Here is an 18106-nt window from a genome sequence, read left to right on the forward strand (position 1 = left end):
GATACAGTGCTTTGTCGGTTGCGATCGGCACGCTTCGGCTTGCGGATGCGACGATCCGTGTCATGCCTCTGTCCGGGGCGCGACGCGGATGGCGCCGGACCGGGGATGGACGACCGTGAGCTTCGGACTTCTGGCATTACTCGACGACGTTGCGGCCCTGGCCCGGGTGGCGGCGGCCTCCCTCGACGACGTGGTCGCCCAGGCCGGCAAGGCCGGCACCAAGGCACTCGGCATCGTCATCGACGACGCCGCCGTGACGCCGCGCTACGTCGTGGGCTTCGCTGCCGCGCGGGAATTGCCCATCGTCTGGCGCATCGCCGTGGGGTCACTCAAGAACAAGCTCCTGTTCCTGCTGCCGGGCGCCCTGCTGCTCAGCTACCTCGTGCCGTGGGTGATCACGCCCCTGCTCATGCTGGGTGGACTCTACCTCTGCTACGAGGGCGCCGAGAAGATCCTCCATGCCTTCGTGCCGGCCTCCGATCATGCCCCCGCGGCGGCGGTCGCCACCGGCCCGCAGGATGCTCAGGCGCAGGAAGACCAGCGCGTGCGCGGCGCGATCCAGACCGACTTCATCCTCTCGGCCGAGGTGATGGCCCTCACGCTGGCCTCCCTCACCACGGAATCGACGGTGACCCAGGCGGCGATCCTCGCCGTGGTGGGCATCGGCGTGACCCTCCTCGTCTACGGCGCCGTCGCCCTCATCGTGAAGGCGGACGATGCGGGCGTGGCGCTGGCCGCCAACGACCGCCCGGCCTCGACGCTGCTGGGCCTGCGCGACGCGGGACCGGGGGCCGCCTCCGGCCCGGACCGCGCCCTGCGACCGGTGACACGCGGGTTCGGACGCGCCCTCGTGGTCGGGATGCCGTACTTCCTCAGCGGCCTTGCCATCCTCGGTACCGCCGCGATGCTGTGGGTCGGCGGCGGCATCCTGCTACACGGCTTGGAGCATTTCGGCGTCACCGCCCCCGCCCACCTCGTCCACGATGCGGCGAAGTGGATGGCCACAGCGGTTCCGAGCGTTGCCGCCGCCGCAGAATGGCTCACCACCGCAACCCTGTCGGGCCTGATCGGTCTCGTTGCCGGGGGCCTGACGATTCCCGTGGCGCAGTTCGTCCTGGCACCCCTCGTCCGGTGGGTCCGCGCTCTGTTCGGGTCGGGCAAGACGGAGCCGGCGTCGGCTGGGCATTGAGGCGAGGCTCCGACCGGCCTCAGTCGGGCGTAGGGCGTTCGATGAACGCGATGGCCCGCTCGAAGCGGGCGCGCGTCGTGGCCTCGACCCGGGAGAGGCCGAGGGCGCGGGCCATGAGGCGGACACGGTCGGTGTCCGAGGTCCCTACGGGCAGGGCTTCGGCGAGGGCAACGAGTTCGGGCATCGGCGTCTCGGAATGGCCGCGCACGGCCGGATCGGCCGGACGATGGGGCCGGCTCCCGCTTGGCGCCTCGCCCGGCGGCCACAGCAGGGCGCGGCCCTCGTCGTCCGTGCGGGCGATGGCTCGGTCGATGCCATCGAGGATCGCGTCGCGGACGGGCGGGCTGACGCGGGCGATCCCATGGGCGCGACTGACGCGGCGCACGAGGACATCCTCGTAGATCGGTGCTTCGACGGCGAGGACGTGCGCGATCGCCGCTGCCAGGACCGGCCGGTAGGCGAGTTCGTGGAATCGGGCCGGTTCGATGGGCACGCCGATAGCGGCCGGATCGGCGAGGCGATAGCTCACTTGGGTCGATGGCGCCGGGTCGGGCGAAGTCGCGCGGTCGGCATAGAGCCGCGCTGGTGGGGCATCGTCGGATTCGGGCAGCGAGGCATCGGCGGAGCCACCGGTCGGCGCCTCGGCCGGCGAAGGACTCGAGGGTTCGGAAACCGTGGGCACGGGCGGTTCGGCGGCCGCCGAAACCTCGGCGGCCTGCCGGCAGTCGGCACTGAGATCGTCCGTCAGGCGTGCGTGGAGCTTTTCGAGGGCGCCGCCCGCATCCATCCACCAATCCGTGCTCCAGACCCGGCGGATGCGCCAGCCGAGGTCGACGAGCACCTGTTCGCGCAGACGGTCTCGGTCGCGGGCCGTGGCCGAGCGGTGATAGGTGGCGCCGTCGCACTCGATGCCGGCGAGATAGCGGCCCGGCGCGTCGGGGTGGACGACGCCGAGGTCGATCCGGAAGCCCGAGACTCCGATCTGGGTGTGGACGGTCCAGCCCCTGGCCGCCAGCGCCGCCATCACGGCGGCCTCGAAGGGCGATTCCACGTCTCCGCCGGTCGGGGCGAACGCCTCGGCGAGCGCCCTTGGGCCCCGCTCGGCGAACTCGAGGAAATGCTTGAAGTCGCGCACCCCGCGCGCACCGCTGCGGCCGAGATCGATCTGCTCGGGACGAAGGGATGCGAAGACCACGAGTTCGCGGCGCGCCCGGGTGATCGCGACGTTGAGGCGCCGGTGCCCGCCCTCCCGGTTGAGGGAGGAAACGGTACTGCCGACCCGGCCGGTCGCATCGGGTCCCACGGCCAAGGAGAACAGGATCGCGTCGCGCTCGTCGCCCTGCACATTCTCGAGGTTCTTCACGAAGACCGGCTCGTGCCAGTGGTCGCGGTCGAAGTACGGTTCGAGGTCGGGGTGCGCCCGGCGCTGCTCGTCCAGCAGGTTCTCGATGAGGCGCTGCTGCTCGCCGTTGAAGGTGACGATGCCGAGCGACCGGCGCTCGACGGCGAAGGATGGCTCGCGCAAGCGCCGGACGATCTCGGCGACGACGGCCCGCGCCTCGGGCCGGTTCACGCGAGCTCCGCCGCGCTCGTAGAGGCCATCCGGCACCAGGGTGAGGCGAACCGCACGATCGTCGGTGACGGGCGATGGGAAGGTGACGAGCCGCCCGCCGTAATAGCGGGCGTTGGAGAACGCGATGAGGCTCTCGTGACGGCTGCGGTAGTGCCAGTCGAGGTTACGCCGCGGGATGTTGGCGGCGAGGCACTCGTCGAGGATCGATTCCTGGTCGGCGACGTCGGACCCGTCCTCCATGGTGTCGACGCCCCGGTCGCCGACGTTGGTCGGCGGCAATTGCTCGGGATCGCCGACGATCACCGCCTGCCGGCCGCGCGCGATGGCCCCGATGGCGTCCCAGGGTGCGATCTGCGAGGCCTCGTCGAAGATCACCACGTCGAACGGCGTCGAATCCGGCGGCCAGTACTGGGCGATGGAGAGCGGGCTCATCATCACGCAGGGAGTCAGCCGGGTCAGCGCCGTGGGCATCTTCGCGAACAGCTTGCGCAGGGGCATGTGCTGCGCCTTCTTCGTCAGCTCGCGCGAGAGGGTGCCCCATTCGGGATCCGCGCCGAAGGCGGTGGGGGCCGGGACGCCGTCGGCGAGCCGGGCGCGGACCACGCGCTTGGCGAGATCGGCCACCCGGATGTCGGCGGCGCGGAAGCGTGCGATGGCATCCTCGTGGCGCTCGGGTAGGAAACGGGCGAGGACGGGATCATCGGAGACCACCCGGTCGATCCACCAGCGCGCGTAGGCGGCCTCGAACGCCGGCTCGGCCGCGTCGGGCGTGAGCCGGCCGGTTTCCAGTCCATCGACGAGCGGGGCGAGGCCGGCGGCACGGGCGGTCGCGGAGGCGGCCTGCCACGCGCACCACGCCTGCGCTCGGCCGAGCCCACCGGCCCAATTCGAGATCCGCCTCAGGGTGGCGTCGATCCAGTCCGGCCCCGGCTCGATGGGCTCCTGGGGGTCGTTGCGGCCGGCGAGGCGTGCCAGTGCGGCTCCGGTCCGCGTGACGGCAGCCCGGTCGCGGCCGAACGCCCGGTAGGCCCGGGCGATGCCGCCCCCCTCGGCAAGCCCCCGCCCCTCGCCCCGAACGAACCGCACAAGGTGGTCGCGCAGGGCATCGGGCCCGGCGGTCTGTGGTCCGAGAGTCTGCGGACCGAGAACCGCCACGAGCTTCTCGATCTTCTCCGCCCAATCGAGGGGCGCCTGAAACGCGTCCGCGTTGGTCTCGGGCCGGTTCCAGGGAGGCTCGAGGCTGGCGAGCGGAGCGTCCTCCGGGCACCCGGCCCGGAGATGGCGGGCGACGGCGATGAGCCCGGCGAGGTCGGCGCCGAGATCGGTCGGCATCGGACCATCCACGTACGGCTTCACCCGCGCCTCGACGCGCCTGAGCCGGCCGCCGCGCATGAGGAAGTTGGCGCCCTCTGCCGCTACCCAATCGTCGAGGAGCGCCGGCAGGTCTGCGTCGAGGAGGCCCGTGCGGTAGTGGGCCGTGAGCCGCGCCAGCCCCGCGTCCCGTGCGGCTTGGAACCGTGCGCGCGCGGCGACGGCCCGGCGCAGGTCGCCCGTGGCATCGGCCAGGAAGGCGACGCCGCACGCCGCCTCCGGGCGAACGAGATAAGCGCCGAGGACGACGAGACCCCGCGTTCCGGCTACCGTAGACAGCAGCTCCGACAGGCCGAGGTCTCGCGCGAAGGTTTGGCCACTGGCCCGTAGGGCGATCAGGGCGTCCGTATGCGCTGTGATCGCCGCCGCGGTGGCATCCCGCCAGGCCGGCGACCAGTCCTTCGCCGCGAGGCCCAGCAGGGGATGGCCGACGGGCGAACCGAGGGCCGCCAAGACGGGCCGCAGGTCGCGGCAGGCGGTCCGAAGCTGCGCGAGGGTGGTGGCGTCGTGAGCACGGTGCTCGGGCCACGCCAGGGTGACGGGCGGGGCGGTGGTTCCCATGGAGACGACCCGGCCGAAGGCCTCGTAGGCGCTCATTCCGTTCTCGCGCCGACGATGCAGCGCAGTGACGAGGCGATTGAGTTCGGTACGCAGGATGCCGAGTTCGCCCGTGGCGGCGCCCCACTCGGCTTGGGACGGCGCCGCGCGCTCGTGCCAGGCCTTTCGCAACTGCGCGAGCACGCTGGATTTCTGCGCCTTGGTCGAATGGACTTCGAGGCAGTGATCGCCGAGCCCGATCTCCTGCAGGCGGCGGCGCACCACCTCCAGGGCGGCGGTCTTCTGCGAGACGAACAACACCGTGCGCCCCTGTGCCAGACAATGGGCGATCATGTTGCCGATGGTCTGGCTTTTGCCGGTGCCGGGCGGGCCGAACAGCACGAAATCCTTGCCCTGGCCCGCCGCGATCACGGCGGACAGCTGCGAGGAATCCGCCGAGAGCGGCGCGAACACCGTCTCGGGCGGGTGCTCGGCGTCGAGGCGACCCGGCTCTGGGAACGGTGTACCGTCGCCATAGGCGTGCTTCGGTGTCTCGAGGAGGTGGCGCACGACCGGGTTGCGTTTGAGGAGGTCGGCTCGGTCGACGAGATCCTTCCACATCAGGAATTTGGTGAAAGAGAAGGTCGACAGGACGACGTCCGGCACGACCTCCCAGCCCTTGAGGTCACGGACGTGGCCGCGCACGGTTCGGATGATCGCGGCGACATCGATGCCGGCGCCGTCGCGCGGCAGGTCGTCCTCAAGTTCGGGCAGCGACAGACGGAAATCCTGGCGCAGCAATTCGATCAGCGTTGGATTGATGCGAATCTCGTCGTCATGCCGTGTGAGGCGGAACCCTGCCCGCGCGCTCGACCGCTGGAGGGCGACGGGGATGAGAAGCAGGGGCGCGCGGTGAGCCGCCTCGCCGGGTTTGCGCGTCCAGGACAGGAAGCCCGCGGCGAGGAACAGAATATTGGCCCCGCCTTCCTCGAAGCCGTTGCGGGCAAGGCGATAGAGATCGAGGAGACGCCGAACGAGTTCGTCCGCCGTTAACGTCGTGTGGACATCGTCGCCGGCGAGGGCCGTGGCAACCTCTTGGCGCCGGGCGTCGTCCGACCGAAACCTCGGCGCCGCATTCGTGCTTTGACCCTCGGGGGCCTCGGGCGCGGGCATGAACCGAAGGGCGTGCCCGGCGGCGAGGCGATCTTCCAGTGTGTCCGCATCCGGGCATGCGAGGGTGACGGAAGCCTTGCCGGGTCTGAAGTTCAGGAGCTTGTTGCGCAGAGTGAGGTCGAGGAGCCGGCGCTTCCAGAGTTCGAGGCGGTCGACGGGCCCGGCGGGCGTAGGTTCGACCCGGCGGATCTCCTCGTCCCGGAACGGCGGCGGATCGGACAGCCCCCTGTCCAGGGACGCGAATTCGACGGGCGGCGGATCGATCGGCCGGGCGCCGCCGAGATCGAGGGGACGGATGCCGTGTCGGCGGCAGCGCCTGATGTCGAGAGCGACATCGAGGTCGGCGGGCGCGCCCTCCTCCGCCTGGCCAGCGCCATGCTTCACGGCCGCCTCGAACCGAGCCGGCGGCGTTCGGGTCAGCAGGGTGAGCTCCACGAGGATCATGTCCTCGAGATCCAGCCGTTTGCGCAAGGTCTGCATGTCGCCGAGGACGGCGCCCGGCAGCGCCGTATCCGTCAGCCACAGGCCCACCAGGGCGTGCCCCGTCGTCAGGACGACGAGGGGGCCGAGGCCGGCTTGTTCAAGGCACGCCGCGTAGAGGAGCGACAGGTCGAGACAGGTGCCGACCCGGCGCTCCAGAATGTCGGATGGCCCCCGAACCTTCTGCCCGGTCTGCTCGAAACTCGCCGGCGGCAGCACGTAGGCGAGGCGCCGGTCGGCCAGCGCCGCCCAGATCGCTTCCGCCATTTCCCAGACCCGCGCCTTCGTGCCATCCGCGTAACCGTTCAACGCAGGGTCGCGGCCGGCCGCCCGGAGCTTCGTCGCGGCGTCCCGTAAGATGCCGTCGACGGCCGGGTCGTTGGGACGGACGAAGGCGGCGAGGAGCTCCGGGGCGCTGGCCGCGCCGCCCCAATGGGTCGGCGGCAGTAAACGCAGGGTCCGCACGATCTCGGCCACGGCGCCGCCGGCCTCCGTCAGGCTCACGACGAGGTCGAAGTGGCTCGCCTCGGTGAAGCCGGCGAGGGCGGCCGCGTCGAGACGCATGTCGGATGTCGAAACAGTGTGGCTGGCGCCAGCCGCGACCCGGTCGATTCTCAGGATCAGGGGTCGCACAACTGGCGGCCGACTCTCGATCCGCAGCGCGATCTCGCTCAGATCCGCCGCAAGGCCGTTGCGGACGACGATCTCCCGCAGCACGGGGATCGCGTTCGCATGAGCGGCGAGGCTGACGTGCTCTGCGCCCTCGCATCCGATCTCGATGAACCCGTCAGACACCGTCCGCTCCCTCCTCGGAGACGTCTTTTGGGGCTCATCCTGAGGTTGTGCAAGCGGTGCCTTACACCGTTCTCGGTGAAGGGGCGGTTTAGAAGATCACGCGGCTTCGCTGCGTTTCAAAAGCGGATTGGGCACGATGCGGGGCGGATGCCGACGGTTTTCACCGGATCTTCACATATGTAAGTCCAGAATCTCGCATGCGGACGGTGAAGCAATATCTGTATGACGAACGTGGCGCGACGGCAGTCGAGTTCGCCATCGTATCGCTTATCGCAATTCTGGTGATCGTCTTCATCCTGAGTGCGGCCCTGGTGCTTTATCTCAACCAAGTCCTCGACTACGCGACCGCTCAAGCGAGCCGGCAGATCATAACCGGTTCTGCACAGGCCCAATCGATGGGCAGTTCGGCATTCCGGACCAGCTTGTGCAGCTATCTCCCGAAGCCGATTCCTTGCGAGAACATCGTCATCAATCTGTATGTGGTTCCGAAGGCCGGCGGCCCAGCGGGCTATTATACCTTCGTGAAGCCGGACAAGAGCGGTTTGCTGATCCCCGATTTGTCCAGCGGTTCTGGTAATTACACCCTCGGTGTTCGGGGCGACTTTCAGTATCTTCAGGTTATCTATCCGATCACGCTCCCCACCGTCGCGGTCATCTCCTGGCTGAGCGGGGGGACGGTCTACAGGGGCGCGCCGGCCTATCTCGCCGTCTCATCGGCGGCGTTCCGCAACGAGCAATTCTGATGAGCCGCGGGCCACTCCACGCCACGCGGCGCTTCCTGGGTGACCGGCGCGCTGTCTCGGCCATCGAATTCGCACTCATCCTGCCGGTTTTCCTGGCCATCATGGCCGGCGGCATCCAGCTGATCACCTATGTGAACGCATCACGAAAGATCGACCTGATCGCGAGTTCGATCAGCCAGATGATCGCCCAGGCCGCCCCACCCCAAGGGTCGACGATCGCCACCGTGAACAGCCTCGACCTGCACTTCAGCTTCGACGCGGCACTGGTCCTGTTTCCCTATCTCATGACGGATGCACCTCAGCAAAATCTGGAATGGTGGCAGGACATCTCGATCAACTTCGCCAGCATCGTCTTCACGCCGAAAATCCTGACGTGCCTGGCGAATTCCGATCCGACCGTCTGCTATCAGGCCAATGTCGCCTGGACGAGCATGGGGACCGCCGGCGGGAATTATCGCCCCTGCGCGATTCCGCAGAGTCCCGCCGCCGATGCCGCAGCGCCCTCGAGGACCTCGCTTCCGCGATCCGTCTTCGGACCCGATTCCATCATCGCCGTCGACGTCGTGTTTCTATTCCGCCCGACGTTCGGCGCCACGTTCATCGCGCCCGTGCGCATTGCACGCTCCATTTATCTGCAGCCGCGCTACGCCACGCAGATCAAGTACGACATCACGAACGACGATGGGATCGCTGTGAAATGTCCTGGCTTCCTGTGAACAGGCTTCGCGGTCACGGAGCGGCCCTCGTTGCTTCGCGTCGAGGCAGTATCCCGGTTCTGTTCGGCCTCAGCCTGATCCCCATCATCGGCATGATCGGTCTTGGAGTCGATTATGGGATCGCAACCAGCAACAAGACCAAGCTCGACATGGCCGCCGACGCCGCCGCCATCGCGGCGGTCGTCACGGCCAAGGCCTACATTTCCAGCAATGCCGGCCAGACCAATGTCTCGGCCAACGCACTCGCAGCCGGCACCACCAAAGCGGTCAACGCATTCAACGCCAACATGGGCAATATCACCTTCGGTCAAGTCACACTTGCAACACCTCAGGTAAGCCGCAATGCGCAAACCCTGACCGCAGTGGTGAGCTATTCGGCCACCGTCAAGAATACCATCGGGCCGATTTTTGGGACGCCTACGACGCTGATTTCAAACACGGTGACGGCCTCGGCGGATATCGCGAGCTATCTCGATTTCTACCTGCTCCTTGATGTGTCCGGCTCGATGGGGTTGCCGACCTCGGACGAGGGAATGGAAAAGCTAGCCCTCAAAAACAACGACCTGAAGGAAGACAACTACAGGCAGGGCTGCCAATTCGCCTGCCACTTTCCTGGCCGTGTCGGATGGGATCTTGCCGCGGGCAAGATTCAGCTGCGCTCTGACGCGGTCAACGATGCCGTTTGTTCACTCATCAGGAGAGCCGCCCTACCCCTCGTTCCCAACCAGTACCGGGTCGGCCTGTATCCGTTCATCAATCAAATGGCGACGTTGGCAGGGGTTACGAGCGACCTTGCGACCCTCAGCACAACCGCTCAATGCAGTAAACCCTGGCCTCTCGCTCTGACGAACCTTCTCGACACTGGCAGCACGCAACTCTTCATTAACGGAGATCCGAGCACGGGGACTGGGAGCGGGGGAACGCATTTCGAAACGGTGTTGCCCCAAATGAAATCCACAATCGCGACATTCGGCGACGGCACGGCAGCGACCTCTCGCAAACCGTTTGTGTTCCTGATCACGGATGGAATGCAGAATGATCAGAACCACTCCCTGCTGCTTGGAATCAAGCGTTATTACCCTGGCGATCCGTCAAAATTTCTCCTGTATCCCAATGCACGTTGGGATGGATCGAAGCCGAAGCAGATCGACCCATCGAAGTGCACCGACTTGAAGAATGCCGGCGCGACCGTGTCGGTGCTCTATATTCCGTACAATATCATCAAGTTCCAGGACTTCGGAGGAGATGTCGCCAGAGAAAACAATCTAGTGAACGGATTCAGCCCTGGTCTCGCGACACCATTGCGGAGCTGCGCGTCTCCCGGATTCTTCTACACGGCGAACACCCCCGCTGACATCACGGCGTCGCTCAACGCCATGTTCGATCAAGCTCTCCAGGTCGCCCGCCTGACCCGTTGATTATTGAGCGACCGCCGTTCGATCTCGAAGACGGCCTCGGTATGACGCCGACGGGCCTCCCCCGGATAGTGTGTCCCGAGGCTAACCTTTTCGCGTGATTTGCCCACGAGGGCACGCAGCCGGGCCGGTACAGCGTTCCGAACGTAGTAGACACCGCTGCTGTGATTCTTCCAGGGACGAGCCATTGGTGGAGGCATATGTACCACCCGAATGTACCAGCCGGGGCGTACGAAGCCGTTGCGTGTCAGCAACCTACCGTAATTACTGTGCTTTTATCGAGACCGGCGGAAAGAGTGGGTAATCCACCACATTTTTTTTGAAAACAGGCCGTACGCCCTCTCGCGAACGTTCCACACGCCATTACTGGCTACGTTCATATGTAAAATACCAATCAGTGCGCCGTCTTCAAGGCGGGGTGGTGCCTCAGTTCGTGTGTTGTCATGAACGTTCGTTCACGCTGGAGGCTGTGTGAGAACGCATCGGAGGTCTGGAAGGACCTGACAGCGCGTTCCGCAGAGAAGCCGGGCTTTCCCCCGGATGGTTGCGATGAGCGGACCGGCACCGAGGATCGCGATCACTCGCTTCATGTTGTAGGCAAGAACCTGCAGGTTCATCTCACCGCCACGTTCTTCCGCCCCCCGGGTCAGGAAGCGGGTCGCTCCCATCCAGGCTTTGAGGGTACCGAAGACGCGCTCGACCGTCTGGCGCCGGTCACGCATCGCGTTCGGGTTCTCGTCGAGCCGGCGCTGGAAGGCTTCCAGCACGTGCTCATGGTCCCAACGTGTGACGCGCCGCTGCTCGGCGGGTGTACAAAGGTTTTCGATCGGGCAAGCAGGACAGGCCGACATCCAGTAGCGCCGCAGGGTCATCCCGTTCTCGATCCCCTCGAAGTGGCAGGTCAGCGTCTGGTCTGCCGGACAGCGGTATGTGTCGTCGCTCGCCCGGTAGACGAAGTCCTGCTTGCTGAAGCGGCCCTCGGCCTTCGCACGAATGTCGTCGGCTTTGGCAGCGTGACCGCGATCCCCGCTCGGTCGCAGGCCAGGATCTCCTCGCCGGAGAAGTACCGGCGATCCGCCAGGACCTGGACGGTTTCCTGGTCGATGGCGCTCTGCGCCTGGCCTGCCATGTTGGCGAGTTGGATGCGGTTGTGGCCGAGGTTCGTCACCTCATGGGCGACGACGAGGTGATGCCTCGTGTCCACCGCGGCCTGAACGTTGTAGCCGACGAGCCCGGTGCCCTTGCCGTTCGTCGCCATGGCCCGCGCATCGGGGTCGGTCAGCGGGATCTATCGGTCCGGTGCGACCTCCACGAGCGTCTCCATCGCCTGCAGCGCGCGCAGCCGATCCCGGAGTGCGGAGAGCCGCTCCTTCAGGCCTGGGTTTCGAAGCTGCGCCGCATCGGCCTCCTGACGGTCGGTGGTATCGAGGGCCGCAAGGTTGCGCACGATGCGCGTCTCGACCTGCTCGAAGGGCCTTCAGACCGCGGCCGGGGTGAAGTTTCGGTCGCGCGTGTTCACGGCCTTGAACCGACTGCCGTCAACGGCCACGGCGCCTCCGGCCAGAAGGCCGACCTGCCGGCAGAGCACCACGAAGTGCCGGCAGGTGGCGCGAAGCGCGTCCCCGTTCTCGCGCCGGAAGTCCGCGATCGCATCGAAGTCGGGTGCTAGGCGGCCGATCAGCCACATCAGCTCGACATTGCGGCCGGCCTCCCGCTCAAAGCGCAGGCTCAACGGGATCTGGTCCAGGTACCGTTCAGGTCGAGCTTCGACAGCGTCGCGGGATGATAGCCCGGTCGACCGGTCGCGGCGGGCCTCACGCCGGCAAAGCCGAGGGCTGCGAGATCCAATTCGTCGACAAACGCATCGATGACGCGGGTCGGGTTATCGTGCGTGACGCAATCGTCCAGGCAATCAGGAGGTCGGTCATCTTGGTGACGATCTGCAGCTTCGACAAAGCGTGTTATCCCGGGCCTCCGTTGGAGAAAAAGTCTAAGACGAAACGCCTCAGATCAAATTTATATAGCTAGAAATTTCTGATCATCGTTCGATGTTTGAGCGTAAGAGCTCGAACGAGCAACGACGCAGGTTTCATTGAGCTTCCTTGCGATCTTGCAACGATCAGGATGGAGGTGGTCAAAAAAGTCTGTCCGCCGCTCTCCCAGACGGCCGGACAGCCGCAGCGTGGCGCCCGCTTTTCACACAGCCTCGTTCGATCAACGAACCCGCTTTCGCGGGATGGGTGGCAGCTTCTAGAGCGGTGTCCGATCGGCTTGGATCGACCGGGGTTTCGAGGGCAGCGCAGATGTAATTCGATGCGCGCCTTTCCAAGGAGGAGAGCTGGATGCCCTCAGGCCCTATTAGCCGATCTGCGTGAATGCGTCGTGGTGGCGATCGAGGCAGGCACCTCACGCCGGGAAGCCGCCAGACGGTTCAAGGTCAGCCCTGCCAGCGCCGTGCGCCGGTACGAGGCCTTCGTGCGGGAAGGACGCACATGGGCCAAGCCGATGGGCAGCGATCAGCATTCACACCTCAGCGAGGCCCAGGCCGACCTGATCCGTCAGACCGACGAGGCCAGGCCCGAACTGTTCCTGCACGAGTTGCGCGCCCAACTGGCCGAATACGGCCTGAAGGTCGGGGTCAGCCGCCTGTCCCGCTTCTTCGAGCGCCACGGCATCACGCGTAAAAAACACCAGGCACGCCGCCGAGCAGGATCGGGAGGATGTAAAGGCGGCGCGCCTGGCCTGGTTCGAGCGCCAGCCCGACCGCGATCCGGACAGGCTCGTGTTCCTGGACGAGACCGCGACCAACACGAAGATGGCGCGTCGCTACGGATGGGCGCCGCGTAGCGAACGCTGCCGGGTGGTCGTGCCGTTCGGGCACTGGAAGACCATCACGGTCACGGCGGGACTGCAGGCCAGCGGCCTGACGGCGACCGCGCTCTTCGACGGCCCCATGACTGGGATCCGCTTCCGCCGCTATGTCGAGGAGACCCTGGTGCCGACCCTGAAGCAGGGTGACGCGGTCGTGCTCGACAACCTGCCCGCTCACAAGGTCAGCGGCATCCGCGAGCGCATCGAGGCGGCCGGCGCCCGCCTGCTCTACCTGCCGGCCTACTCGCCCGACTTCAATCCGAGCGAACTTGCTTCTGCCAAGCTCAAGGTCCGTTTGCGAGCCCAGGGTGCCCGCACGGTTGTGGACGTCTACGACACGCTCAAACAGGCCTTCGGGCGCTTCACACCGAATGAGTGCCGCAACCACCTCGTGGCTGCAGGCTACGAAACTTTCGATCCCATCTGTTCGGACGCCGAACCAGGCGGAAGCGGAAGGGCGATTCGCATCGGCATTCCTGTACGAGCATGCCGGCATGCTCGAGCCAGAGTAGCTTGGGCGGCTGCACCCCCTACACGCGGGGTGGCCTTCGACCGGCCTTCCTGGGGTTCGGATCGACCCGCGCAGATGGTGCGTATCCTGACCAGTGACCGGACGTCCGCGCTCGGTATTGGTGGCGATCGCGAGTTAGGAAGCTGGATCAAACACAACCGAAAGATGTAAATTCAGTCTGTTCCTGCCCCGATCGGCCGCAGCGGCGGCGTACACTGACACAGCAGTCGGGATCGCTTAACGAATTTGAGATTAAGTCTCTCTCGAATAATATTACTATGTCGGAGAGATCAAGTTGATCGCCAATCTATCGATTCGAACCCGCCTGATCAGCTCTCTCCTGCTGCTGCTCGCCCTCAATCTCGGGTTGGGTGCCTTCTGTTACGGGCGCTTGTCTGCCTTGACGGCAGCGACGGCTACGCTCGGCGGCAATGCCCTCCCGTCGACACGGATCATCGGACGCCTGGCCACGAACTTCGAGACCCTCCGGAGCCGGCAACTCGCCTATCTCGTCTCCCGCGAGGAACGCCGTCCGCAATCCCTTCCCCGCCTGCGGGCCAGCATGGCCGACATCAAGGCCGATCTGAAGGATTACGTCGCCTATGTGAGCAACGGCGAGGAGGCGCTTTGGGAGGCGATCAAGAAGACCGTCCCGGCGTACTCGGCCATGGGCGAAGAGTTCCTGCAGCGCATGCAGGCCGGCGACATGAAGGCCGCCACCGATTATCTTCTCGATGGGATGCTGCCGGCGCTCAACGCCGCCCGCACGGCCCTCAAGGCCGATCTCGACTTCAACGACATCCATGGCAAGGAGAGCGTCCAGATTGCGAGTGCGCTCGGCGACAGTGCTCGGCTGGGGATCGCCGCGGTGCTCGCGGTCGTCGTCCTGACCACGCTGGCGATCGGCTGGATGTCCGTGTTCACGATTTCGGCGCCCGTCCAGCGCATGGCCGGAGTGATGAAGCGCGTGGCAGACAACGACATCGCGATCGCCGTGCCCAACGCGGGCGAGCGCAGCGAGATCGGTGCGATGGCCGCCGCCGTCCAGGTGTTCAAGGACAACCTCATCCGCACCCGTCGGCTCGAAGAGGAGACCGCACTCGCGCGGGCCTCCGCCGAGGAACAGCGCAAGCGCACGATGCGCGAACTGGCGGATGGGTTCGAGGCGGCCGTCGGCGGCGTCATCGGCATGGTCTCGTCGTCCGCGACCGAGTTGCAGGCGACGGCGGGTGCGATGAGCGGCACGGCGGCGGAGACCGCCCTGCAATCCTCCGCCGTGGCAGCCGCGGCCGAGGAGGCCGCCACGAACGTCAACACCGTCGCGGCGGCGGCCGAGGAACTCGGGTCGTCGGTGCAGGAGATCGGCCGGCAGGTCGACGGCTCGGCGGACCTCGCGCGCCACGCCGTCGCCGAAGCCGATCAGGCCGGTGCGCTGGTGCAGGAGCTCAGCGCCGCCGTCGCCCGGATCGGCGATGTCGTCGGTCTGATCTCGAACATCGCCGGACAGACGAACCTTCTCGCCCTCAATGCCACCATCGAGGCAGCCCGTGCGGGTACGGCCGGCAAGGGCTTCGCCGTCGTCGCTGCCGAAGTGAAGGCCCTGGCCGAACAGACTGCCAAGGCGACGAACGAGATCTCGGGCCAGATCCTGCGGATCCAGGCCTCGACGGGCCAGGCGGTCGACTCGATCGGCGGCATCACCGGACGCATCCGCGAGATCAGCACCGTCGCCACCTCCATCGCCGCGGCGGTGGAGCAGCAGGGGGCGGCAACGCAGGAGATCGTCCGCAACGTCGCTCAGGCGGCAGCGGGCACGGGCGAAGTCACCGGCAACATCGCGGGCGTGGCCGGGGCCGCCGAGGAGACCGGCGCCGCAGCGAGTCAGGTGCTCGGGGCAGCCTCCGAGCTGTCGCGCCAATCCGAACACCTGAGTGCCGAGGTCGCCCACTTCCTCGCGACCGTGCGGGCGGCCTGACCGGCCCGCACGGTTTGTCTCAGGTCGCCTGCAGGCCGGCCTGCATCTTCACCGGTGAAAACGGCACCGAGCGCATCCGCACACCGGTGGCGTCGAAGACCGCATTCGAGATCGCGGACGGCACGATGGCCGCGGAGGGCTCGCCAGCGCCCCAGGGCTTCTCGGTGGGTCGGTCAATCAACTCCATCACCACCTCGGGGATTTCGGGAAAGGTGAGGATCGGATAGCTCGCCCAGTCCAGGCTCGTCACCGCGCTGCGGTCGAAGGTCACCTCTTCCTTGAGCACGCGGCTGACCGTCTGAATCACGTTGCCCTCGATCTGGCTGCGCACCCCGTCCGGGTTGATGATCTGCCCGCAATCCTGGACCACGAAGAAGCGGGAGACCCGGATCGCTCCCGTTCTGCGCTCGACCTCCACCTCGGCGATACCGGCAACATAGGTCCGGTAGAGTTCGTAGCGCACGTAGGAAATTCCGCGCCCGCGCAGGACGTCGCCGTCCCGCTCGGCCTTGGGGGACGGGCGGTTCTCCCACTTCGCCAGCGCCATCACACGCTCGATCACTTCCATCCCGCGCGGGTCCTTGAGCGCCCGCAGGCGATACGCCGCCGGATCCACGCCGGCCGCGGCGGCGAGTTCGTCGAGGAAGGCCTCGTTGGCGTAGGTGTTCTGCATCCGGCCCGGCGTTCGGATCCAGGACGGCCGGAGGGGCGTGTCGGCCAAGCGGTGGCAGACCGTCCGCACGTTGGCGATCGTGTAGGGAATCGCCGAATTCTGAACGATGTTGCCGGGCGCGAGCGCCGTCTCGTGCGGCAGGTTGGCGAGATCGGCGGCCACGAGCGGCACGTTGCCGGCACCCCCTTCGGGGACGAAGAACTGCGACGACCAGGCCACCAAGGCGCCGTCCGCATCGAGGCCGGCTTCGAGGTCGATGAGAGTCGGCGGCCCCTTGGGGTCCCAGCCGTGCTCGTCGGCGCGCGACCATTGCACCCGGACCGGCCGGCCCACGGCGCGGGCGAGCAGCGTCGCGTCCGCCGCCGCATCCTCGTGCCCGTTTCGGCCGTAGCAGCCCGAGCCTTCGAGATAGACGCAACGCACGTCCTCCGTGGACATCCGGGTCATCGCCGCGAGCTGCCGCCGGAGGGCGTGGGTCATCTGCGAGGCGGTCCAGCAGGTGAGCGCCCCATCCTTGAACTCCGCCACGGAACAGGAGGGACCGATGGAGCCGTGGGTGTGGATCGCGAAATCGTAGGTCGCCGCGAGCACCCGGGCCGCTCCCTTCAGGGACGCGGCGGCATCGCCGACGTTGCTCGTGACGTCGTCCTTGCTGACCTTCGAGCCGCGCACGTGCTGCCAGAGCCGGGCCTGGTCCGGCAGGGTCGCTGAGGCCGACCAGCGCGGCTTCAGGGCCGCGGCGGCCTTGACGGCGCCCCACTCGGTCTCCGCCACCACGGCGAGGAAGTTGCCCTCCCGGACCACCTTGATCACGCCGGGCAGCGAAAGGGCATCGGCATCGTCCACCCCCTCCAGGGTCGCCCCGATGGCGGGCGGGCGAACCACCCGTCCGTGCACCATTCCGGGAACCCGGAAATCCTGCATGTAGGTGAAGGTCCCGGTGATCTTGCCCGGCAGGTCGAGGCGCGCCACCGATGTCCCGACGAGGGTGTAGAGGGCCGGATCCTTGGGCTTGGCGTCCTTGTCGACCTTGAGGGCGAAACGCTTCTCCCTGAGGAGGTCGCCGAAGGCGATGCCCGGACCGCCCGTCTTCGGCTGGATGGTGCCGTTCTTGACCAGAAGCGATCCCGGGGTCACCCCGAGGCGCTCGGCCGCAAGTCCGATCAGGGCTTGGCGGGCGGTGGCCGCGGCCTGGCGGATCTGGGCACCGCCGTTCTGGATCGACAGACTGCCGTAGGTCGGGCCCTGGTCCGGTGTCACGCCGGTATCGCCCTGGATCACCGTGACGGACTCGAGGGGCAGGTCGAGTTCCTCGGCTGCCATCTGCGTCAGCGCCGTGCGCACCCCGGTGCCGAGATCGACCTTGCCGGAGAACACCGTCACGCGGCCGTCCGCGCCGATGGCGACAAACCCGTCGACCTCGTCGCCGGCCACGGACTTGGCGAATCCCTTGGTTGGGAGCGCGGGCGGAATCGGCGGCGGTGTCTGCGCTGAGGCGTCTCGCGGCGGAAGCGCGAAGCTCACCACCAGGGCACCGCCACCCTGGAGCAGCGCGCGGCGGGACAGCAACGTATCGGGCGTCGTGATGCGGGACATGGGCAGCCTCCCGGGTCAGATCGCGGACGCGGCGCGCTTCACGGCGCGTACGATCCGGGCATGGGTGCCGCAGCGGCACAGGTTGGCGCTGAGTTCCTGCTTGATCTCGGCGTCGCTCGGTTTCGCGTTCCGGCTCAGGAGTGCCGCCGATTGCATCACCATGCCGTTGATGCAGTAACCGCATTGCGCCGCCTGCTCGGCGATGAAGGCTGCCTGCACCGGGTGCGGCCCCTCCGGCGAGCCGAGCCCTTCCAGGGTGACGATGGCCTGGCCGGGTTTCAGGCTGGAGAGTGGAGTGATGCAGGAGCGGACGGCCGCCCCGTCGATGTGCACCGTACAGGCGCCGCATTGTCCGAGCCCGCAGCCGAAGCGTGGCCCGTGCAGTTGCAGATCGTTGCGCAGCACGTAGAGCAGCGGCGTCTCGGGATCGTCGACTCGCACACTCACCGCGCGCCCGTTGACGTGGAGGGAGACCGGTTGCGCCATGG

Annotated in this window: 8 protein-coding genes and 2 pseudogenes; 6 read left to right on the forward strand and 4 right to left on the reverse strand. The window is 67.0% G+C overall.

Annotated features, from left to right (window positions below; all coding sequences use genetic code 11):
- The first annotated feature begins 115 nt into the window (after positions 1–115).
- Positions 116–1189, forward strand: coding sequence for a DUF808 domain-containing protein (locus ASF22_RS05585; RefSeq protein WP_056174951.1), 1074 nt, complete (start codon positions 116–118; stop codon positions 1187–1189).
- Positions 1190–1208: 19 nt separating this feature from the next.
- On the opposite strand, the gene ASF22_RS05590 is transcribed toward ASF22_RS05585, so the two are convergent.
- Positions 1209–7118, reverse strand: a complete 5910-nt coding sequence (locus tag ASF22_RS05590) for a DUF3320 domain-containing protein (RefSeq protein WP_056262311.1) — start codon at positions 7116–7118, stop codon at positions 1209–1211.
- A 197-nt stretch (positions 7119–7315) separates the two neighbouring features.
- On the opposite strand from ASF22_RS05590, the gene ASF22_RS05595 reads away from it, so the two are divergent.
- The 3 genes from ASF22_RS05595 to ASF22_RS05605 are packed head-to-tail and all read left to right on the forward strand — an operon-like array spanning position 7316 to position 9995.
- Positions 7316–7861: a TadE/TadG family type IV pilus assembly protein gene (locus ASF22_RS05595; RefSeq protein WP_056174289.1), complete on the forward strand. Its 546-nt coding sequence runs from the start codon at positions 7316–7318 to the stop codon at positions 7859–7861.
- The gene (locus ASF22_RS05600; RefSeq protein WP_056262314.1) at positions 7861–8577 is read left to right on the forward strand and encodes a TadE/TadG family type IV pilus assembly protein; all 717 of its coding nucleotides are present in this window, start codon (positions 7861–7863) and stop codon (positions 8575–8577) included. Before ASF22_RS05595 ends, ASF22_RS05600 begins: the two co-directional genes overlap by 1 nt.
- On the forward strand, positions 8559–9995 hold the full coding sequence (locus ASF22_RS05605; RefSeq protein WP_056174285.1) for a pilus assembly protein TadG-related protein: 1437 nt from the start codon (positions 8559–8561) through the stop codon (positions 9993–9995). The genes ASF22_RS05600 and ASF22_RS05605 overlap by 19 nt, the downstream gene beginning before the upstream one ends.
- 533 nt (positions 9996–10528) lie before the next feature.
- Here the strand turns inward: ASF22_RS05605 and ASF22_RS05610 are convergent.
- Positions 10529–11957, reverse strand: a pseudogene (locus tag ASF22_RS05610) (IS1182 family transposase); the annotation flags it as partial.
- A 348-nt stretch (positions 11958–12305) separates the two neighbouring features.
- Here ASF22_RS05610 and ASF22_RS22830 point away from each other — a divergent pair.
- Both ASF22_RS22830 and ASF22_RS05620 read left to right on the forward strand, forming a co-directional pair.
- A pseudogene (locus ASF22_RS22830) lies at positions 12306–13272 on the forward strand (IS630 family transposase); the annotation flags it as partial.
- Between the two features lie 397 nt (positions 13273–13669).
- Complete coding sequence (locus ASF22_RS05620) at positions 13670–15349, forward strand: methyl-accepting chemotaxis protein (RefSeq protein WP_056262317.1); 1680 nt, start codon at positions 13670–13672, stop codon at positions 15347–15349.
- 19 nt (positions 15350–15368) lie between these two features.
- On the opposite strand, the gene ASF22_RS05625 is transcribed toward ASF22_RS05620, so the two are convergent.
- Positions 15369–17618: a molybdopterin cofactor-binding domain-containing protein gene (locus ASF22_RS05625; protein WP_056262320.1), complete on the reverse strand. Its 2250-nt coding sequence runs from the start codon at positions 17616–17618 to the stop codon at positions 15369–15371.
- Positions 17619–17633: 15 nt separating this feature from the next.
- Complete coding sequence (locus ASF22_RS05630) at positions 17634–18104, reverse strand: (2Fe-2S)-binding protein (RefSeq protein WP_056262324.1); 471 nt, start codon at positions 18102–18104, stop codon at positions 17634–17636.
- Between the last annotated feature and the right edge of the window lie 2 nt (positions 18105–18106).

Source organism: Methylobacterium sp. Leaf87 (genome assembly GCF_001422775.1).
Lineage (GTDB): Bacteria > Pseudomonadota > Alphaproteobacteria > Rhizobiales > Beijerinckiaceae > Methylobacterium.